The organism is Rhizobacter koreensis (assembly GCF_013366375.1).
GTDB lineage: Bacteria > Pseudomonadota > Gammaproteobacteria > Burkholderiales > Burkholderiaceae_C > Schlegelella_A > Schlegelella_A koreensis.
The window spans coordinates 150,188-168,919 of the sequence record NZ_JABWMJ010000009.1 but is presented as its reverse complement, the minus strand read 5'-3'; the positions used below and the strand labels follow the sequence as shown (position 1 = coordinate 168,919).

Here is an 18,732-nt window from a genome sequence, read left to right as displayed (position 1 = left end):
ACCAAGGTGCTCCGCGCGCGGTCGCAGGCGCGCTGCTTGCTCGGCGCCTGCGATGAATCCTTCCCGCCTTTCCCGTCCGCGCAGCCAGCTCAAGGCGGTCCTCCTCGAAGGCATTCACCCTTCGGCGGTCGAGGCGCTGCAGCGCGAGGGTTACACCCACATCGTCACGCACCCGAAGGCGCTCGCTGGTGCCGACCTGCTCGACGCGGTCGCCGACGCGCACTTCCTCGGCATCCGCTCGCGCACGCAGGTCACCGGCGACGTGCTGCGCCACGCGCCCAGGCTCACGGCGCTCGGCTGTTTCTGCATCGGCACCAACCAGGTCGACCTGAAGACGGCGATGCGGCTCGGCATCCCGGTGTTCAATGCGCCGTTCTCGAACACGCGCAGCGTCGCCGAGCTGGTGCTCGCCGAGATCATCATGCTGCTGCGCGGCATCCCCGAGAAGAACGCGATCCTGCATCGCGGCGGCTGGATGAAGAGTGCCGCCGACTCGTACGAGGCGCGCGGCAAGACGCTCGGCATCGTCGGCTACGGTCACATCGGCACGCAGATCGGCGTGCTCGCCGAGCAGCTCGGCATGAACGTGGTGTTCCGCGACGTCGAGGCGCGCCTGCCGCTCGGCAATGCACGCGAGGCAGCCAGCCTCGACGAGCTGCTCGAGGTCGCCGACGTGGTGACGCTGCACGTGCCCGAGACGCCCGAGACCATGAACATGATCGGCGCCGCCCAGCTCGCGCGCATGAAGCGCGGCAGCCACCTCGTCAATGCCTCGCGCGGCACCGTGGTCGACATCGACGCACTCGCCGCCGCGCTCGAAAGCCGGCACCTGCACGGCGCCGCGATCGACGTGTTCCCCGTCGAGCCGCAGGGCAACGACCCGGTCTTCACGTCGGCGCTCACGCGCTTCGACAACGTGCTGCTGACGCCGCACATCGGCGGCTCGACATCGGAGGCGCAGGTCAACATCGGCAAGGAAGTCGCCGCCAAGCTGATTCGCTACAGCAGCAACGGTTCGACCACCTCGGCGGTCAACTTCCCCGAGGTCGCGCTGCCGCAGCACACCGGGCGCAGCCGCCTGCTGCACATCCACCGCAACGTGCCGGGCGTTCTCGCGCACGTCAACGAGCGGCTCTCGGCCGCCGGCATCAACATCGCCGCGCAGTACCTCAGCACCAACGAGGAGGTCGGCTACGTCGTGATCGACGTCGACCAGGAGGGTTCCGACCCGGCCCTGGCCGAGATGTGCCAGGTGCCCGACACGATCCGCTGCCGCATCCTCTACTGAACGCCGGGGGCGCCGCGCCGCGTTTCGGCTGCGCGGCCGGCGCTCGACGATCCACCTCACCGCCACGCTCGAGCCGATTCATGACCCGCCCGTTCACTGTCGACGACCTCTACCTTCACCGCAAGGTCTCCAAGATCCACGCCGTCGCCGGCCTCGACCTCGCAGTCGCCGCCGTGCGTTCGATCGACCGGGAGGCCGACACCTATCGCACGCACCTCTGGCAGTTCGCCCTCGACACCAGCGCATCGCGCCAGCTCACCTTCGGCGCGGTGAGCGACGAGTCGCTGCGCCTCTCGCCCGACGGCTCGCAGATCGCGTTCCTGTCGAGCCGCGGTGGCGACGCGACGCAGGTCTTCGTGATGGCGCGGGACGGCGGCGAGCCGCGCCAGGTGGGCCACTTCGACAAGAGCGTCAGCGACCTGCGCTGGATGCCTGACGGCAAGCGCCTCGTCGTCACCGCTTCGGTCGCGGTCGATCCCGACCGCCGCGGCGAACGGTCCGACCAGGAGCCCCCGCAGCGCAAGCCGAGCTCGCCCGAGGTCGCGTGGCGCCTGCCGTACAAGGAGGACGGCGAGGGCTACGTGCTGGCGCGCGAGGTGCACCTCTTCATGCTCGACGTCGCGAGCGGCGAGCGGCGGCGCCTCAGCGACGGCCCCTTCGACGTGCAGGGATTCGACGTCTCGGCCGACGGCACCCGCATCGCGTATGCGCGGACCCGCGAGGGCCGCTACGCGCACGCCTACGACCTCTGGGTCCACGACATCGATGGCGGCTCGCACCGGCGGATCACGTTCGACCACGCGATGGTGATGCAGCCGGCGTGGTCGCCCGACGGCAGGCACGTCGCGTTCACCGGCGCGGTCGAGGAGGCTGACGCCGAGCCGCAGCTCTGGGTCGTCGATGTCGCATCCGGCAAGGTCGATGCGCTCGGCGGGGACGAGGTCGACGTCGGCCAGGAGGAGAGCCTCTACTGGAGCGCCGACGGCACCTCGATCGTGTTTGTGCGCGCCTGGCACGGTCGCCATCAGCTCGCGTCGATCACGGTCCCGGGCGGCGAGCTCAGCGTGCTGCTCGGCGGCGATCGCCAGATGGCGGCGTTCGGCTGCACCGACCGGCGCCTCGTCTTCAGCAGCGTCACGCCCGCCGACCCGAGCGAGGTCTGGACTTGCGCCCGCGACGGCTCCGACGAGCGCCGCATCAGCGCGCTGAACGCGTGGTGGGCCGCGCGCATGCCGATCGCGGTCGAGGCGCGCACGTTCGACGTCCCCGACGGCCAGGGCGGCAGCGAGCGCATCGAAGGCTGGCTGCTGCGCGCCGACACCGGCGCAGCAGGCCCCAAGCCGCTCTGGAACGACGCCCACGGCGGCCCCAACGCGTTCGCGCTGCTCGACTACGACACCAACGTGTTCTGGCAGGTGTTGTGCTGCGAAGGCTGGGTCGTCCTTGCGCTCAATGCGGTCGGTTCGGCAAGCTACGGCCGCGAGTTCTGCCAGCGCATCAACGGGCACTGGGGCGAGCTCGACCTGCCGCAGCACCTGGCCGCCATCGACGCGCTGCGCAACGAAGGCGTCTGCGACGAACGCGTCGCGATCGGCGGCAAGTCGTACGGCGGGTTCCTCAGCGCGTGGGCGATCGGCCATACCGATGCGTTTCGCGCCGCGGTGGTGATGGCACCGGTCGGCGACGTCGAGACGCACTACGGCACGTCCGACGGCGGCTACTACGCGCAGCCGTTCTACATCGACACCAAGCCGTACTTCGACCGCGACGTCGCGCGCCGCATGTCGCCGCTGCATCACATCGAACGCGCGAGCACGCCGACGCTGTTCATGCAGGGCAAGGACGACGAGCGCTGCCCCAAGGCGCAGTCGGAGGAGCTGTTCGTCAGCCTTTACCGCACCGGGAGGGCACCGACCGAGCTCGTGCTGTATCCGGGCGAGACGCACGGCTTTCTCGGCGAGGGCACCCCTTCCGTGCGCGAGGATGCGTCGCGACGCATCCTCGCGTGGGCCGGGCGCTACGCGCTCGCGCACGACGAGCCGCGCCGGCACGAGCCGACCGAGGCTGCCGCGATCTGAGGACCACGTTCACCGCCGCGAGGGCGGCGCACTGCGACTCAAGAAGATGAAGGACGACACCCGCCACATCGGCCTCGCGCTCTCCGGCGGCAATGCCCTGGGCGCCTACGCCGCCGGCGCCTACGAAGCGCTGCACGGGGCCGGCATCGAGCCCGACATCGTGTCGGGCGCGTCGATCGGCGCGGTGACCGCTGCCATCCTCGCCGGCAACCCGCCGGCCGAGCGAGTCGAGAAGCTGCAGGCGTTCTGGCAGCAGGCGGCGACGGGCAGCGCGTTCGGGCTCGCGCCCGTTTCGGGTCGGCCGCGCGACATCTACAACAAGATGCACGCGATGCAGACCGTCTTCGCCGGGCGCCCGGGGCTCTTCATGCCGCGCCCGACCGGGTTCCTCTCGATGCTGCCGGGTACGCCGCCCGACCTGGGTCTCTTCGACGGGCGGCCGCTCGTGCCGACGCTCGAGCGGCTCGTCGACTTCGATCGCCTCAATCGCGCCGGGCTGCCGCTCGTCATCGCGTGTGTCGATCTCGAGACCGGCGAGCCGGTCTACTTCGACAGCCGCAAGCAGGCGATCACGCCGCAGCACCTGCTCGCGACCACGGCGTTCATCCCCGGCTTTCCGCCCGTGGAGGTCGACGGTCGCCTGCTCGGCGATCCCGGCATGTTCTGCAACCTGCCGCTCGACCCGCTGCTCGACGCGCCGCCGGCCGGCGATCAGCTCTGCTTCTGCGTCGACCTGTTCGACTCGCGTGGCGAGCGGCCGGCTTCGCTCGACTCGGCGCTCGAGCGCGCCCAGGACATCGCCTTCAGCTCGCAGTCGCTGCGCTCGATCGAGGCGTACCGCAAGGAGCAGCGGCTGCGCGCGCTGCTGGCCGAGATCGCGCCGCGCATCGACGCCGCGGATCCGACGCGCGCCGCGATCGAGCGCGAGGCGCGCACCGGCGCAGTCGAGGTGGTGCTGGTCGCATATCGCCCGCCGGCACATGAGACCGGCGCCAAGGCGATCGAGTTCTCCCGCGCATCGATCGGCGAGCGCTGGGAGGCCGGTCGTGCCGACATGAGCGCCGCGGTCGAGGCGTGGCGCGAGGGCCGCGCCAGCCGGCGCGACCCGGGGTTCACCTTCTACGACGGCCGCCGGCACGCATGACGCGCCGCCGGCTGCGCGGCGTCAGCCGAGCTTGCGGCGCTTGCCGACGGTCGCGAACTCGGCCTGATAGGCCGTCGCCAGCATGCGATTGGTCGCGGCGTCGAGCTTGCCCTGCAGCTCGGGGTACAGCCGCCCTTCCTCGTCACCCGTCGCGTGCTGCTGCAGCGCCGCCTTGAGGGCGCGCAACTTGTCGAACCACTCGGTTTCCTGCTGCGCCGAGAGCATCGCGAGCTCGGCGTCCATCACCTTCGCGTGCGCCTGGTCGAGGTAGAGCTTGTCGGCGTCGCTCATCTGCAGCGTGCGCGCGATCGCCGGATAGAGCACGTTTTCCTCGGCGACCGAGTGCGCGGTGAGCTGGTAGTGCAGCGCGAGGTGCATGCGCTCGCGGCGCAGGAAGGTGCGGTTGTTCGCGTCGAGCATTTCGTCGAGCGTCTTCATCACCATCGCGTGGTGCACCTTCACCATCGCGAGCCAGTTGCCGGCGCTGCTGCTCTGCGCGATCGCGTCGTGCATCGACAGCAGGGCGGCGCTGGCTGCCGCGCCGGCAAGCAGGCTGCGGCGCGAGAGAAAGGATTCGTGGGTCATGGAGCGGATTGCAGGTTTGCGGTCGGCGCCAACGGCAAGCTGCATTCCCATCGCAGGCATGTGTGCCGCGCGCGCGATGCGCCGGACGGGAATGGCAGTTGCTTCAACCGGGCACCACCAACGCAAGGTCCCCATGTCGAACCACTTCAGAACGCTCTCCGAACGCCTGCGCGCCGAGGAGCCGGCGGCGCCGCGCGCGTTCCGCTGCCAGTGCGGTCGCCCCATCTTCTTCCGCAACAGCCTGTGCCTGAACTGCAAGACGCCGCTCGGCTACGAGACCGAGCGGCTCGAGCTGTTTCCGCTCAAGCCCGGCGCGACCGACGGCACCTGGAATCTCTGGTACGACGACAGCCGCGTCGAGTACCGCCGCTGTGCCAACTTCGACACCGCCGCCGGTTGCAACTGGCTGCTGCGCGCCGACGAGCCGCTGGCCCAGGCGGGCGCGTCAGGCCTGTGCATCGCGTGCCGGCTCAACCACACCATTCCGGACCTGACCAGCGAGGTCAACCAGCGCCATTGGGGCCTGATGGAACTCGCCAAGCGGCGCCTCGTCTCGCAACTGCTCGGGCTCGGTCTGCCGGTCCGCTCCAAGCTCGGCGAAGACCCGGAGCACGGGCTGATGTTCGACATGCTCGAGCAGCAGCCCGGCGGGCCGCCGGTGATGACCGGACACGACGAGGGCCTCATCACGCTCAACCTGGCCGAGGCCGACGACTCCGAGCGCGAGCGCATCCGCTCGCAGATGAAGGAGCCGTACCGCACGCTGCTCGGCCACTTCCGCCACGAGGTGGGGCACTACTACTGGGATCTGCTGGTGCGCGACAGCGCGTGGCTGCCGCACGTGCGCGAGCTGTTCGGCGACGACTGCATGGACTACGCCGAGGCGCTCAAGCGCAACTACGAGCAAGGTCCGCCGGCCGACTGGCGGACCCGGTTCATCAGCACGTACGCGAGCTGCCACCCTTGGGAGGACTGGGCGGAGACCTGGGCCCACTACCTGCACATGGTCGACACGGTCGACACCGCGCTCAGCTTCGGCATCCACGCCGCCGACGTCGAGCTCGAGGTCGAGCCGTGGACGCGCGAGGCGCTCTGGCGTCCGGACGACCCCGACGCCGACGCCTTCCTGCACTTCGTCAACGCCTGGGTCGAGCTCACCGCGGTGCTGAACGAGATGTCGCGCAGCATGGGTCAGCCCGACTTCTATCCGTTCGTGCTGCCCAAGCCGACGGTCGCCAAGCTGCAGATGATCCATCTCATCGTGCAGGGTGCCGAGCCCTGAGCCGGCGCGTGCGGGCGAGGTCGCGCACGACCTGCGGCGTCGGGCCGCGGCAGGGTGCGACCGGTGCCCGGCGCGCCCGATGCGACGCGGGCGGCTTGCCGTGCCACGGAGGCAAAGAGACGAGCGCGGGTGCGGGCGCGGGGGGTCGGCGCGTGCCGGGGCGCGGACCTTGCTCTGTCGCGTGCTAGCGCAACGCGCCCGGTGCGCTGTCGCGGTGCCGACTCGCGGGCTCGCGCCGCGCCGGTGTCGCGCGGCGCCGCGGCTGGTGCGCCGTGCGCAGGTCGACGGTGAGGGCGCGAGCGCGCTCGAGAACGCCGGCGAGGGTGGCGTGATCGATCGGCTTGAGCACATAGGCGTCGAAGCCGGCGGCGAGCGACTGCTGACGGTCCTCGGCGCGGTTCGAGCCGGTCAGGCAGACCACCATCGCAAGCGCATGGCCGTCCTGCAGGCGCAGGTGACGCACCACGTCGCAGCCGCGCATGCGTGGCATGTCGAGGTCGATGATCGCGAGGTGCGGTTCGAAGCGGCTCGCGAGGCCGAGGCCGGCCGGGCCGTCGTGGCAGGCTGCCGCTTCGCAACCCATCGCCTCCAGCAGAAAGCACAACGATTGCGCGGCGTCGACGTTGTCGTCGACGACGAGGACGCGGAGCGGCGATGCGGGAGACACGATGTCGAATTCCTTCAGGCCGGCACACGCCGCATCGCGGCGGCACGTGCCGGGGTCTTCGACCGGAGAGAAACGCGGGTCCCGGCGAAGCTCGGCTCGCCTCCGGCACCATGCCGGGCTCGCGAGCCAAGCAACGGTCGGCAAGCTACGTACCCGTGAGTCCGACGCACGCCCTTCGGCACCGGCCCGGACGGACGGACGGCTGCCGCATGCGTGAGCTTCGCGCTGGCTCCACGCGCGTCGTCCCGGTGCTGCTGGCGCTCGCGGCTGCGCTCGCCGGCTGCGCGACGGCACCGGCACCGCGCGGACCGGCCCTCGCGCACACCTGGCAGCCATCGCCGAACTTCGACGAGCGGCGCGTCCAGCTCGTCGTCATCCACTACACCGCGGCCGACAACGCCGACCACGCGCTGCGCACGCTCACCCGTCCCGGCAGCGGCGTCAGCGCGCACTACCTGATCGAGCGCGACGGCCGGCTCGTGCAGCTGGTCGACGAACGCGCGCGGGCCTGGCACGCCGGCGCGTCCCAATGGGGGCCGGCGCGCGACGTCAACTCGGCCTCGATCGGCATCGAGCTCGACAACGACGGCAGCTCGCCGTACCCGGCCGCGCAGATCGCGAGCCTGCTGCGCCTGCTCGGCGACCTGCGCGAGCGGCACCGGCTCGGCGCGGCCGACTTCGTCGGCCACTCCGACGTCGCGCCCGGCCGCAAGGTCGACCCGGGCCCGCTGTTCCCGTGGCGCACGCTCGCCGCAGCGGGCTTCGGGCTCTGGTGCGAGCCGCCGCTCGCTCCGGCCCCGTCGGGCTTCGACGCGTGGCTCGGGCTGCGGGCGATCGGCTACGACGTGCGGCGACCGGACGCGGCCCTCGCCGCTTTCCGTCTGCACCATCGGCCCGAGGCGCCGCCCGACGAGCCGATCGAGCGTGATGGGGCGCTCATCCACTGCCTGGCGCAGGCGAGCGGCGGCTCCTAGCGCGCCTGCCTGCTCCATGCTGCGGCGTTCATCGCCGTCCGGCGGCTGCACAGCCGCTGCTGCGGAGGTGTACGGCAAGGTGGAGCCGACCTGCCATCGCAGGCCGGGCCTGCGGCCCACCGCGGCACAGCGCTTGCTCAACTCGCGTCAAGGGAGCACACGCATGAGCCATCGCGGGTCTGAATTGATGAACGAATACGAGCGCCTGCGCAGGCAGCTCGAAGCCGCCTACGCCGCGCCGGTGTGGGACAGCGGCCGGATCGACGGGATCATCGACGCCATCGCGCAGGTCGAGCGCACGCTCGGTGCGCGCGCCGGCCTGCGCCGACTCGCCAACTGGCGGGTGCGCGACGCCGCGCCGGCGGCCGCCGAGAGCGCCGCTCGACCTGCCGACACCGCCGGCACCGGCTGGACGCGCGGCGTCGCCGGCTCGGCGCGGCGCGGGCTCGCCGCGGCGGTCGAGGCGGTCGCGTCGGTTGCCGGCGGCCCCGCCGGCGCACGCGGCGCCGCCTGATCAGACCGCGTTCGACCGCGGAGACGCGGCGCTTCCGTTCTTTCCGGCGAGGGTGGCGCGGGTGCGCCGCAGCGACGAGTGGAACGGCTTGCGTCTCGAGGCGGGCCGACGCACCTTGCCCGACCTCGACCGCACCAATCGCGAGGCGCACCGCCGGCACGCGCCCGAGCGGTTCGAGCCGGAGCGCTCTCCCATGCACCGGCGGACGCCTTGCGAGCTGGTGTCGTAAGGCGGCAGCGACGCCGCGTACCCGCGTCGCGGTCCCGGGCGAGGGCACTGGGCAGGCCATGATGGGGCACGCGGTCGAGCTGCCGACAGGCGCCCTGGCGTTGATCATCGCCGCCAGGCAGAACCCGCACATCGACGTCCGGCCCTTCGCGTCCCTGCCGCGCGACGCCTTCGTGCTCGAGCGCGTGCGCCGGGCCGGCAACGCCAAGTTCACGCGCGCGTGATCTCGGCCGTGCCTCGGCAGACCCGCGCCGCCGCTTCGCTGGACGTCGTCGCCAACGGCGTGCGCTTCCACGCACTGGCTGCCGGGCCGGACGACGGCCCGCTCGTGTTGCTGCTGCACGGCTTTCCGGAATCGGCGTACGGCTGGCGCCACCAAATCGGGCCGCTCGCCGCAGCCGGCCTGCGCGTCGTCGCGCCCGACCAGCGCGGCTATGCAGGTTCGAGCAAGCCGCGCGGGCGCCGCGCCTATCGGCTCGATACGCTCGCCGCCGACGTGGTGGCGATCGCGCGTGCGGTCGGCCGCGAGCGCTTCGCGGTGGTCGGCCACGACTGGGGCGGCATCGTCGCCTGGCACCTGGCGTCGCACGCGCCGCAGCACGTCGAGCGCGTCGCGGTCATTAACGCGCCGCACCTCGACACCAGCCGGCGCCATCTGCTGCGGCATCCCTCGCAGTGGCTGCGCAGCGCGTACGTGGCGGCGTTCCAGCTGCCCTGGCTGCCCGAGCGCGCGCTCACCGCCGACGCGGGGCGGCGGCTGGCGCAAGTGCTGAGGCGCACCAGCCGGCCCGGCACCTTCGACGACGCGGCGCTGGCGGTGCATCGCGGCGAATGGCTGGAGCCCGGTGCGATGACCGCGATGCTGAACTGGTACCGCGCGCTGCCGCGCCGCCGTGCCGTCCGGCCGATCGACGTGCCGGTGCGCGTGATCTGGGTCGACCGCGACCACGCGCTCGACGCCGCCTGGGCGCGCGCGAGCGCGGCGCTCTGCCGCGACGCCGAGCTCACCTACGTCGAGGGCGCGACGCATTGGGTGCACCACGAGGAAGCGGAGCGGGTGAACGCGATGCTGGTCGAGTTCCTGGCCGCGCGCTGACCCTGGGCCGCGAGCGACGCCGCGTCGACCCGTCGCCGCCACAGGCAGGGGCCGGGCCGCAACGCCTCGCGCCAACCCGTGAAAGCGTTCCTTGCCATACTGCGCCGGCCACCCCTTTCAGCACGCTCATGTACATCCGAGGCATCGGGACCGCCGCACCCTCCACGCGCTACACCAAGGCCGAGTGCCTCCGGGCGTTCGAGCGCTCGGCCTGGTTCGCGCGCCTTGACACACGCTCGCACCTGATCGCGCGCACCGTGCTGCAGCGCGACAACGGGATCGAGGCTCGGCGTCTCGCGCTCGACTCGCTGGACGAGGTGTTCACGATCGATCCCGACACCCTCGACCGGCGCTTCCTCGCCCACGCGCCGACGCTCGCCGCCGACGCCGGGGCGCGTGCGCTGGCGTCGAGCGGCGTCGACGTCTCGCAGATCGACGCGATTGTCGTCAGCACCTGCACCGGGTACCTCTGCCCCGGGCTCTCGGGCTATGTGATCGAGCGGCTGGGGCTCCGCCCCGACGTGCAGGCCTTCGACCTGGTCGGGCAGGGCTGCGCGGCGGCGCTGCCGAACCTGATGCTCGGCCGCTCGCTGCTCGGCGCCGGCTCCGCGAAGCACGTGCTCTCGGTTTGCGTCGAGGTCAGCAGCGCCGCGATGTACCTCGACAACGACCCCGGTGTGCTGATCAGCGCGTGCCTGTTCGGCGACGGCGCCGGCGCCGCGGTGCTCTCGTCGGCGCCGCCCGATGCGGAGGCCGGCCGCAGCGGGCGCCCGCCGCGCCGCATCGAATGGGTCGACAGCACCTCGCTGATCGAACCGGCCCAGCGCAAGGCGCTGATGTTCGAGCAGCGCGAGGGCATGCTGCGCAACATCCTGACGCGCGAGGTGCCCGCGCTCGCCGCCGAGTACGCGCAACGCGTGCTGCGCACGGTGCTCGGGCGGGCCCACGTCGACTCGTCCGAGATCGCCGCGTGGATCATGCATGCCGGCGGCCGCGACGTGCTGCTCGCGCTCGAGAAGCGGTTCGAGCTCGACCACGATGCGTTCCGCTACAGCGCTGCGATGCTGCGCGAATACGGCAACCTGTCGAGCGCCTTCGTCTACTTCGTGCTCGATGCGGCGCTCGCCGACCGCGCGCCCGGCGGCTGGTGGTGGCTGTCGTCGTTCGGTGCGGGGTTCAGCTGCCACGGGGCGCTGCTGCGCGTCGACGCGTGAGCGGTTCGCGTTGTCGACCGTGCCGGTGTTGCGGGCCTGCGTCGTGAGCGCGCGGCCGGCGCGTGCCACACCGCCGGTCGCAGCCGCGTGTGACAGGCCTCGGGGTGTGCAGCCGGCGTGGACCGCGGCCGCCGACGGTTCGCTCAACGGGGACCTGCGCATGGAGCCGGCGCGATGCTGACCCGCGTTCTCGAACCCGAGGAGCTCGACCACCTCGAACCGGACGATCCGCGAGCCCGGCGCGCCCGGCGCGACCTGCGGCGCATCAACCGGATCATGGGCGCGACCGGCATCCTGCGGCGCGCGCTCGAGCCGGCGCTGCCGGCACGCTCGGCCAGCGACCCGCCGCTGCGCCTGGTCGAGATCGGCTGCGGCGACGGCCGCCTGATGCTCGACGTGGCGCGGCGCACGCGCGAGCGCTGGCCGCGCGTCGAGATCACGCTGCTCGACCGCCAGGCGCTGGTCGATGCGGCCACGATCGCCGACTACGCGAGCGCCGGCTGGATCGCGCGGCCGCTCACCATCGACGTGCTCGCGTGGGCCGGCGCTGGCGACCCGGGTGCGACGCTGGTGCCCGCGGGCGAGTCGGCGCAGCGCTTCGACGCGGTCGTCGCCAACCTGTTCCTGCATCACTTCGACGAGCCGGCGCTTGCCCGTCTGCTCGCCGGCTGCGTCGGGCGGGCTGCCGCGGTGATCGCGTGCGAGCCACGGCGCAGCCGCTTCGCACTGGCGGCGAGTCACCTCGTCGGGGCCATCGGGTCGGGGCCGGTGACGCGGCTCGACGCGGTGCTCAGCGTGCGCGCGGGCTTCCGGGGTCGCGAACTCTCGAGCGCGTGGTCGGCCACGGCCGGCTGGCACGTCGACGAGTACGACGACGGCCTGTTCACCCACGTGTTCCGGGCCCGGCGCCGCTGATGCAGCGCTTCGATGCCGCGATCGTCGGCGCCGGCCCGGCAGGCGGTTCGCTCGCGACGCTGCTCGCGCGCGCCGGCTGGTCGGTCGCGCTGATCGAGCGCCAGGCGTTTCCGCGCCGCAAGGTGTGCGGCGAGTGCATCGCGGCCACCAACCTGCCGCTCCTCGACGCGCTCGGCGTCGGCCGCGTGCTGCGCGAGCGCGCCGGCGCCGAGCTGCGGCGGGTCGCGCTGTGGCGCGGCGACGCAGACCTGGTGGCGGCGCTGCCGCGCGCGGAAGGCGCGGCGCCGTACGGCCGCGCACTCGGCCGCGAGCACCTCGACACGCTGATCGCCGACGCCGCCGAAGCCGCCGGTGCGACGCGCCTGCAGCCGTGGGCGCTGCGCGACCTCGCCGGCACGCCGGGCGCGTATCGCTTGCGACTCGCGGCGACCGGGGCGCCGGGGGCGCAGCGAGCCGAGCCTGTCCCTCGCGGCGATGGCGCCGGGACGGCGCATGCCGCGGGCGAGCCGGTCGACCGTGCCGAGGCGCCCGCTGCGGGCGAGTCGCGCGACATCGAGATCGAAGCCGGCCTCGTCGTCGCGGCGCACGGCTCGTGGGAGCCGCTGCCGTCGGAGCGCGCCGCACGTCGGGCGACGCGGCGGCCGAGCGACCTGTTCGCGTTCAAGGCCAACTTCCGTGATGCGGCGCTCGCCCACGACCTGCTGCCGGTGCTGGCGTTCCCCGGCGGCTACGGCGGCATGGTGGTCGCCGACGACGGCATCGCGACGCTTGCCTGCTGCATCCGCGAGGACGCGCTGGAGCGCGCGCGCAGCGCGGCGGCCCGCGACGGCGGTGGTGCCGCGGCGCGCGCCGGTTCGGCGGTCGAGGCGCTGCTGCGCCGCGAATGCCGCGGCGTCGCCGCAGCGTTGGGACCGGCGCATCGCGCCGGCAGCTGGCTCGCCTCGGGGCCGATCCGCCCCGGCGTACGCCTCGGCCAGGGCGACGGCGTCTTCCGCATCGGCAACGCGGCCGGCGAGGCGCACCCGATCGTCGGCGAAGGCATCAGCATGGCGCTGCAGTCGGCGTTCCTGCTGGCCTCGCTGATCGGCAGCCGGCGCCGGGAACTCGTCGGTACCGATGCCGCGACGGTCCAGCGCCGCGCGCTCGCCGGCTACGAGGCGCGCTGGCGCGAGCGCTTCGCGCGCCGCCTGCAGGTCGCCGCCGCCTTCGCGCACGTGGCGATGCGGCCCTGGGCGGCGTCGCTCGCCTGGCCGGCCGTCGCGCGTTGGCCGGGCGTGCTCACCCACGGTGCGCGCTGGAGCGGCAAGACGCGCTGCGCACCGGAGGCGGCAGCGCTCGCGGCGACCCTGGGCTGACGCGCCCCGCCTTGGCAGCAGGCGCCGACCGCGATGCTCGCGCACGCCCACCCAGCGTCCGAGCGGGTGGTGCAGCCGCTGCGCTGGACGCGCGCAGGCTCAGCCCGGCGCGCGCTCCGGCCCCGACGCGGTCCGGCGCGCCGGCACCAGCTTCCAGATCTCGCCGTTGTCGACCGCGAGGTAGAGCGCGCCGTCGAAGCCCTGGCGGACGTCACGGATGCGTTGGCTGCGGTCGACCAGCAGGTGCTCCTCGCCGACCACGCGCCTGCCGTCGAGCACCAGGCGCACGAGGCGCTGCTGCTTGAGCGCGCCGACGAACAGGCTCCCGCGCCACTGCGGAAACAGGGCGCCGTCGTAGAACTGCGCGCCCGACGGTGCGATCACCGGATCCCAGTAGTAAACCGGCTGCTCCATGCCCGGCCGCTGCGGCGCCGCCTCCTGCATCGGCTCGCCCGAGTACTCGATGCCGTAGCTCTGCAGAGGCCATCCGTAGTTCTTGCCGGCTTCGGTGAGGTTGACCTCGTCGCCGCCGCGCGGGCCGTGCTCGACGGTCCAGAAGCGTCCTTCGCCGTCGAACGCCGACGCCTGCACGTTGCGGTGCCCGTACGACCAGATCTCGGGCAGCGCGCCGGCGCGGTTCGCGAACGGGTTGCCAGGCGCCGGACTGCCGTCGGGGCGGATTCGCAGCACCTTGCCGAGATGGCTGTCGAGCTGCTGCGCCTGCGGGCGCGTGGCGCGGTCCGAGCGTTCGCCCATCGTCACGTAGAGCATGCCGTCGGGCCCGAATGCCAGGCGCGAGCCGAAGTGCATGCCGTTGGCATACGTCGGCCGGGTGTGCAGGATCACCTGCACCTGCTCGAGACGCGTGCGGTCGGCCGACAGGACGCCGCGCGCCACGCTGGTGCCGTTGCCGCCGTCGCGCGGCTCGCTGAAGCTCCAGAACACGGTGCGGTCGCTCGCGAAGCGCGGGCTCAGCGCGACGTCGAGAAGGCCGCCCTGCCGCGCGGCGTCGACCTTCGGCACGCCGGCGAGCGGTGCGCCGACGACGCCGTTGACGCTGACGATGCGCATGCGGCCCGCCTTCTCGGTGACGAGCAGGGCACCGTCGGGCAGCGGCTCGACCGACCACGGCAGCTGCAGTCCGCGCGCCAGCACGACGACGTCGAACGCGACGTTCGAGTTCACGCCGCAGGCCCGCGTCTGCCCGGCGAACGCCGGCTCGGCCGAGCTCGCTTCGCGGTCGCGCGTTTCGAGCGGCTTGCAGTCGGCGCTGCGTGCGCTGCCGGCCGTGGGGGTGGCGCGACCGTCGTCGGCGGCGCACGCGATGCCGCCGGCGAGGGCGAGGGCGGCGAGCAGCGCGCGGGGCAGGGCGTTCGGGCGACGATTCATGCGGTGGTTCTCCGGCAGCAGCGACGCCGGACCATAGCGCGGCCGGCGCCGGCGCGCCGGCGCGCGGGCATGCGGCCGCTCCGGTAGGGCCATCGGGCGCGGCACCGAGCCGCAGCCGGGCCTCGGGTATCGTCCCGCGCGTGCCGCGTTCCGAGTCCCACGTCACCCGTTCCGATTCCAGAGGCGGCACCACCGCCGCCCGCCCTCCGGGCCACCGCTTCGACCGTCTCGACGCGTTGCGTGGTGCCGCGATCGTGTGGATGGCGCTGTTCCACCTGGTGTTCGACCTGAACCACTTCGGCTTCATCGAAGCCAACGTGCGCGGCGACCCGCTCTGGACGGTGCAGCGCACCTCGATCGTCACGCTGTTCCTGCTCTGCGCCGGCGCGGGCCAGGCGGTCGCCGGCGCCAACGCGCAGCCGCTGGCGCGATTCTGGCGGCGCTGGGCGCAGGTGGCGGGCTGCGCGCTGCTCGTCACGCTGGGCTCGTGGCTGATGTTCCCGGCGAGCTTCATCAGCTTCGGCGTGCTGCACGGCATCGCCGTCATGCTGCTGATCGTGCGCTTCAGCGCCGGCTGGGGCGGGTGGCGGCTGCCGCTCGCGATGCTCGCGCTGGTGCTGCCGCAGCTCGTGCAGCACCCGGTTTTCGACACGCGCTGGACCAACTGGGTCGGCCTCGTCACGCACCTGCCGATCACCGAGGACTACGTGCCGGTGCTGCCGTGGCTCGGCATGATGTGGCTCGGCGCGCTCGCCGCCGAAGGGTTGCTGCGCGCGCACCCGGCGCTGCTGAGCGGCGCGCTGCCGCGCGCGTTCGCGCCGCTCGCGGTGCTCGGCCGCTGGAGCCTCAGCTTCTACATGCTGCACCAGCCGGTGCTGATCGGCCTCGTGATGGCGCTGGCGTGGGCCCTCGGCCGGCCGGTGTGACGCGGCTACGATCGCCCGATGTCACGTCAGATCCTGTTCGGCTTCCACGCGGTCGGCATCCGCCTCAAGACGTCGCCGCGTTCGGTGCTCGAACTGCACCTCGACGCGACGCGGCGCGACCCCCGCATGCAGCAGTTCGCGGCGCGCGCCGCCGAGGCGGGCGTGCGCATCGTCGACAGCGACCCGGGTCGCCTCGACAAGCTCGCCGGCAATACGCGCCACCAGGGCGTCGTCGCGCGCGTCGACCCGCTGCAGCAGGCCAAGTCGATCGACGACACGCTCGACCTCGTGGAGGGCCCGCCGCTGCTGCTGGTGCTCGACGGCGTGACCGACCCGCACAACCTCGGCGCGTGCCTGCGCGCCGCCGACGGAGCCGGCGCGCACGCGGTCGTCGCGCCGACCGATCGCGCGGTCGGCCTCAACGCCACCGTCGCCAAGGTCGCGAGCGGTGCGGCCGAGACGGTGCCGTACTTCATGGTGACCAACCTCGCGCGCACCCTCAACGAGCTGAAGGAGCGCGACATCCGCGTCGTCGGCACCGCCGAGGACGCGCCGAAGACGATCTACGACGTCGACCTCACCGGCCCGGTCGCGCTGGTGTTCGGCGCCGAAGGCCCCGGCATGCGCCAGCTCACCGCCAGGACCTGCGACGAGCTCGTGCGCCTGCCGATGCTCGGTGTGGTCGAAAGCCTCAACGTGTCGGTGGCGAGCGCGGTGTGCCTGTACGAGGCGGTCCGGCAACGGCGTCGGCAGCAGACCGCCGAGTCGAGCGAAGACGGCACTCACGCGGGCCGCTGAGCGCGCGGACCGCGGCCCGGACTCGACGGGCGCGGAGCCGCTTCACCTGCAGGCTCGGGCTCAGCAGGAGCCGCGCAGGCGCCTCGCGGGCTCGATGCTCCGGGTGTGTCACAAGGAGGTCGTCTCGAACGTCTGAGCCGGTGTTGCACGAAAACCGTCCGGACCGAACACGCATGGATGACGCCACCCGTACCTTCACTCGCCTGCGCCCGCGCCTGCAGGGAATCGCCTACCGCATGCTCGGCACCGTCGCCGAAGCCGAAGAGGTGGTGCAGGACGCCTGGCTGCGCTGGCACGAAGCCCGGCGCGAGCGCATCGACAACGCCGAGGCGTGGCTCGTCACGGTCACGACGCGGATCGCCATCGACCGTCTGCGTGCGGCGAAGGCGCAGCGCGAGCGCTACGTCGGCTTCTGGTTGCCCGAGCCGCAGCTCGACGCCTCGCCGCCGTCGCCCGAACAGGTGCTCGAGCGGCCCGACGATCTTTCGGTCGCGTTCCTGACGCTGCTCGAGCGGCTGACGCCGGAAGCGCGCGCGGCCTTCCTGATGCGGCAGGTGTTCGACGCCGACTACGACGAACTCGCCCGCACCATCGGCAAGAGCGAGGCCGCGTGCCGGCAGATGGTGAGCCGCGCAAAGGCGCAGCTGCGCGAGGCGCGACCGCGCTTTGCGGTGGCGCCGGACGTCCATGAGCGCGTCATGCGCCAGTTCGCCGACGCGCTCGCCGCGGGCGACTTCGCGGGGTTGAAGGCGCTGCTCGCCGAGGACGCCGAGCTGATCGGCGACGGCGGCGGCAAGGTGCCGAGCTTCGGCAAGGTGCTGCTCGGGGGCCAGCGCATCGCCCAGCTGTTCCATGCCGGCAAGCTGCGCTACAAGGGCGCGCTGCGCGTCGAGCTCGCCGTGATCAACGGCCAGTGGGGCCTGCTGCGCTTCATCGAAGGCGTGCTCGAATCGGCTCAGTCGTACGAGACCGACGGTCACCGGATCGTGCGCATCCACGTGCAGCGCAATCCCGACAAGCTCGTGCGCATCGCCGAGGCGTTCAGGAAGGCATGAGCCGTTGTCACAAGTCGGGGCCCTGGCGCGTCTTGGCGGTGTGTCTCACTCATCGACCAAGGCCAGCCACCATGAGCCAACGCATCGACTACGCCGCACTCTCGTCCGAATACTTCAAGAAGTTCGTCGCCTTCAGCAACGCACTGCACGACAGTGCGATCGAAACGCGCATCCGCCACCTTGCCGAGATCCGTGCCTCGCAGATGAACGGCTGCGCGTTCTGCGTCGACATGCACGTCAAACAGGCCAGCATCGACGGCGAGCGCCCGTTGCGTCTGCATCACCTCGCGATCTGGCGCGAGTCGCCGCTGTTCGACGCGCGCGAGCGCGCCGCGCTGGCCTGGACCGAGGTGCTCACGCGGATTCCCGAACACGGCGTTTCGGACGAGCTCTACGACAGCGTGCGGGCGCAGTTCTCCGAGAAGGAGCTGTCGGACCTGACGTTCATCGTGATGGCGATCAACGCGTGGAACCGACCCAACGTCGCGTTCAGGACGGTGCCCGGCGCGTTCGATGCCGTGTTCGGGCTCGACAAGGCCGGCCTCGCCTGAGCGTGCCGCGGGGCTCGTGCAGCGCGCCTGCTCGCGCGGGCCGTTGCTGCCGTCCGGGCCCCGCCGCGAGCCGCGGCTAGACCCAGCCGAGCGCGCCGACGATGGCGCCGATCCCGACCAGCCAGATCGGGCTGAGCCGCGTCTTCAGCATCACGACGATGCTGAGCACGATGAGCCCGAGCGCGCCGAGCTGGCGCGTGCCGCCGCCCTTGAAGTACGGCTCGGCGAGAACCCAGCCGGTCGCGAGCAGCAGGCCGATCGTGAGCGGCGTCATCCCGCTCGTGAAGGCGCGCACGCCGCGCGTCTCGCGGCGGCGCGCGCCCCAGCGGCTCGCCCACAGCGACATCGCGGTCGACGGCGCGAGGATGCCGACCATCGTGACCAGCACGCCGACGAGGCCGGCGACGTTCCAGCCGATCACCGCGACGAACAGCACGTTGGGCCCCGGCGCCGCCTGCGCGATCGCGACCGACGACGTGAACTGCGCATCGGTGAGCCAGTGATGCTCGTCGACCACGTAGCGGTGCATGTCGGGCGCCGTCGCGATCGCGCCGCCGATCGCCAGGCAGCTCAGCATCAGGAAGTGACCGAAGAGGCCCAGCAGCTGCAGCGCGTCGAGGCGCGGCACGAGGGCGGCGAGCAGCGTGCTCATGGGCCGACCTTCGAGGTCGTC

19 protein-coding genes are annotated in these 18,732 nt (G+C 72.5%); 15 read left to right on the top strand and 4 right to left on the bottom strand.

Annotated elements, in window-relative coordinates:
* Positions 1–52: 52 nt before the first annotated feature.
* From serA to HQN59_RS18760, 3 genes are all read left to right on the top strand, one after another.
* Complete coding sequence (serA, locus tag HQN59_RS18770; protein ID WP_176070650.1) at positions 53–1,288, top strand: phosphoglycerate dehydrogenase; 1,236 nt, start codon at positions 53–55, stop codon at positions 1,286–1,288.
* Between the two features lie 80 nt (positions 1,289–1,368).
* Entirely contained in the window at positions 1,369–3,366 is a 1,998-nt protein-coding gene (locus HQN59_RS18765) for a S9 family peptidase (RefSeq protein WP_176070649.1), read from the top strand.
* Positions 3,367–3,412: 46 nt separating this feature from the next.
* Positions 3,413–4,510 carry a patatin-like phospholipase family protein gene (locus tag HQN59_RS18760; protein ID WP_176070648.1) on the top strand — a complete coding sequence of 366 codons (1,098 nt, stop codon included), beginning with the start codon at positions 3,413–3,415 and terminating at the stop codon, positions 4,508–4,510.
* A gap of 21 nt (positions 4,511–4,531) precedes the next feature.
* Here HQN59_RS18760 and HQN59_RS18755 read toward each other — a convergent pair whose 3' ends face one another.
* A complete protein-coding gene (locus HQN59_RS18755) occupies positions 4,532–5,095 on the bottom strand; it encodes a hypothetical protein (protein ID WP_176070647.1) in 564 nt (187 codons plus the stop codon).
* A gap of 133 nt (positions 5,096–5,228) precedes the next feature.
* Here HQN59_RS18755 and HQN59_RS18750 point away from each other — a divergent pair, with 133 nt between their 5' ends.
* A complete protein-coding gene (locus HQN59_RS18750; RefSeq protein WP_176070646.1) occupies positions 5,229–6,377 on the top strand; it encodes a zinc-binding metallopeptidase family protein in 1,149 nt (382 codons plus the stop codon).
* A gap of 184 nt (positions 6,378–6,561) precedes the next feature.
* Here HQN59_RS18750 and HQN59_RS26570 read toward each other — a convergent pair whose 3' ends face one another.
* On the bottom strand, positions 6,562–7,044 hold the full coding sequence (locus HQN59_RS26570) for a response regulator (protein ID WP_176070645.1): 483 nt from the start codon (positions 7,042–7,044) through the stop codon (positions 6,562–6,564).
* A gap of 209 nt (positions 7,045–7,253) precedes the next feature.
* On the opposite strand from HQN59_RS26570, the gene HQN59_RS18740 reads away from it, so the two are divergent.
* From HQN59_RS18740 to HQN59_RS18715, 7 genes are all read left to right on the top strand, one after another.
* A complete protein-coding gene (locus tag HQN59_RS18740) occupies positions 7,254–8,018 on the top strand; it encodes an N-acetylmuramoyl-L-alanine amidase (RefSeq protein WP_176070644.1) in 765 nt (254 codons plus the stop codon).
* Positions 8,019–8,181: 163 nt separating this feature from the next.
* Positions 8,182–8,532, top strand: a complete 351-nt coding sequence (locus HQN59_RS18735) for a hypothetical protein (RefSeq protein ID WP_176070643.1) — start codon at positions 8,182–8,184, stop codon at positions 8,530–8,532.
* A gap of 329 nt (positions 8,533–8,861) precedes the next feature.
* Positions 8,862–8,984, top strand: a complete 123-nt coding sequence (locus tag HQN59_RS26565; protein ID WP_259372746.1) for a hypothetical protein — start codon at positions 8,862–8,864, stop codon at positions 8,982–8,984.
* 8 nt (positions 8,985–8,992) lie between these two features.
* Positions 8,993–9,856 (top strand): alpha/beta fold hydrolase, encoded by an 864-nt coding sequence (locus tag HQN59_RS18730; RefSeq protein ID WP_217704211.1) that lies wholly within the window; start codon positions 8,993–8,995, stop codon positions 9,854–9,856.
* A gap of 128 nt (positions 9,857–9,984) precedes the next feature.
* A complete protein-coding gene (locus tag HQN59_RS18725; protein ID WP_176070642.1) occupies positions 9,985–11,070 on the top strand; it encodes a type III polyketide synthase in 1,086 nt (361 codons plus the stop codon).
* A 174-nt stretch (positions 11,071–11,244) separates the two neighbouring features.
* A complete protein-coding gene (locus tag HQN59_RS18720) occupies positions 11,245–11,985 on the top strand; it encodes a class I SAM-dependent methyltransferase (RefSeq protein ID WP_176070641.1) in 741 nt (246 codons plus the stop codon).
* Positions 11,985–13,340 (top strand): NAD(P)/FAD-dependent oxidoreductase, encoded by a 1,356-nt coding sequence (locus HQN59_RS18715; protein WP_176070640.1) that lies wholly within the window; start codon positions 11,985–11,987, stop codon positions 13,338–13,340. The genes HQN59_RS18720 and HQN59_RS18715 overlap by 1 nt, the downstream gene beginning before the upstream one ends.
* Before the next feature lie 99 nt (positions 13,341–13,439).
* Here the strand turns inward: HQN59_RS18715 and HQN59_RS18710 are convergent, their stop codons facing one another.
* On the bottom strand, positions 13,440–14,729 hold the full coding sequence (locus HQN59_RS18710; protein WP_176070639.1) for a PQQ-dependent sugar dehydrogenase: 1,290 nt from the start codon (positions 14,727–14,729) through the stop codon (positions 13,440–13,442).
* A gap of 140 nt (positions 14,730–14,869) precedes the next feature.
* Here HQN59_RS18710 and HQN59_RS18705 point away from each other — a divergent pair, with 140 nt between their 5' ends.
* The 4 genes from HQN59_RS18705 to HQN59_RS18690 all read left to right on the top strand — a co-directional run bounded on the left by HQN59_RS18705 (position 14,870) and on the right by HQN59_RS18690 (position 18,059).
* The gene (locus tag HQN59_RS18705; RefSeq protein WP_342451249.1) at positions 14,870–15,655 is read left to right on the top strand and encodes an acetyltransferase domain-containing protein; all 786 of its coding nucleotides are present in this window, start codon (positions 14,870–14,872) and stop codon (positions 15,653–15,655) included.
* A gap of 18 nt (positions 15,656–15,673) precedes the next feature.
* Complete coding sequence (gene rlmB / locus HQN59_RS18700) at positions 15,674–16,453, top strand: 23S rRNA (guanosine(2251)-2'-O)-methyltransferase RlmB (protein WP_176070638.1); 780 nt, start codon at positions 15,674–15,676, stop codon at positions 16,451–16,453.
* A gap of 173 nt (positions 16,454–16,626) precedes the next feature.
* Positions 16,627–17,508, top strand: a complete 882-nt coding sequence (locus HQN59_RS18695) for an RNA polymerase sigma-70 factor (RefSeq protein ID WP_176070637.1) — start codon at positions 16,627–16,629, stop codon at positions 17,506–17,508.
* A 71-nt stretch (positions 17,509–17,579) separates the two neighbouring features.
* Complete coding sequence (locus tag HQN59_RS18690; protein ID WP_176070636.1) at positions 17,580–18,059, top strand: carboxymuconolactone decarboxylase family protein; 480 nt, start codon at positions 17,580–17,582, stop codon at positions 18,057–18,059.
* A gap of 76 nt (positions 18,060–18,135) precedes the next feature.
* On the opposite strand, the gene HQN59_RS18685 is transcribed toward HQN59_RS18690, so the two are convergent.
* Positions 18,136–18,711 (bottom strand): chromate transporter, encoded by a 576-nt coding sequence (locus tag HQN59_RS18685; RefSeq protein WP_176070635.1) that lies wholly within the window; start codon positions 18,709–18,711, stop codon positions 18,136–18,138.
* Between the last annotated feature and the right edge of the window lie 21 nt (positions 18,712–18,732).

Bases quoted from the DNA above. Each gene is read 5' to 3' on its own strand.
- HQN59_RS18710 (WP_176070639.1), bottom strand. From the start codon at position 14,729: ATGAATCGTCGCCCGAACGCCCTGCCCCGCGCGCTGCTCGCCGCCCTC.
- HQN59_RS18685 (WP_176070635.1), bottom strand. From the start codon at position 18,711: ATGAGCACGCTGCTCGCCGCCCTCGTGCCGCGCCTCGACGCGCTGCAG.
- rlmB (WP_176070638.1), top strand. From the start codon at position 15,674: ATGTCACGTCAGATCCTGTTCGGCTTCCACGCGGTCGGCATCCGCCTC.
- HQN59_RS18725 (WP_176070642.1), top strand. From the start codon at position 9,985: ATGTACATCCGAGGCATCGGGACCGCCGCACCCTCCACGCGCTACACC.
- HQN59_RS18755 (WP_176070647.1), bottom strand. From the start codon at position 5,095: ATGACCCACGAATCCTTTCTCTCGCGCCGCAGCCTGCTTGCCGGCGCG.
- HQN59_RS18735 (WP_176070643.1), top strand. From the start codon at position 8,182: ATGAGCCATCGCGGGTCTGAATTGATGAACGAATACGAGCGCCTGCGC.
- HQN59_RS18760 (WP_176070648.1), top strand. From the start codon at position 3,413: ATGAAGGACGACACCCGCCACATCGGCCTCGCGCTCTCCGGCGGCAAT.
- serA (WP_176070650.1), top strand. From the start codon at position 53: ATGAATCCTTCCCGCCTTTCCCGTCCGCGCAGCCAGCTCAAGGCGGTC.
- HQN59_RS18695 (WP_176070637.1), top strand. From the start codon at position 16,627: ATGGATGACGCCACCCGTACCTTCACTCGCCTGCGCCCGCGCCTGCAG.
- HQN59_RS18740 (WP_176070644.1), top strand. From the start codon at position 7,254: ATGCGTGAGCTTCGCGCTGGCTCCACGCGCGTCGTCCCGGTGCTGCTG.
- HQN59_RS18765 (WP_176070649.1), top strand. From the start codon at position 1,369: ATGACCCGCCCGTTCACTGTCGACGACCTCTACCTTCACCGCAAGGTC.
- HQN59_RS18715 (WP_176070640.1), top strand. From the start codon at position 11,985: ATGCAGCGCTTCGATGCCGCGATCGTCGGCGCCGGCCCGGCAGGCGGT.
- HQN59_RS18750 (WP_176070646.1), top strand. From the start codon at position 5,229: ATGTCGAACCACTTCAGAACGCTCTCCGAACGCCTGCGCGCCGAGGAG.
- HQN59_RS18690 (WP_176070636.1), top strand. From the start codon at position 17,580: ATGAGCCAACGCATCGACTACGCCGCACTCTCGTCCGAATACTTCAAG.
- HQN59_RS18720 (WP_176070641.1), top strand. From the start codon at position 11,245: ATGCTGACCCGCGTTCTCGAACCCGAGGAGCTCGACCACCTCGAACCG.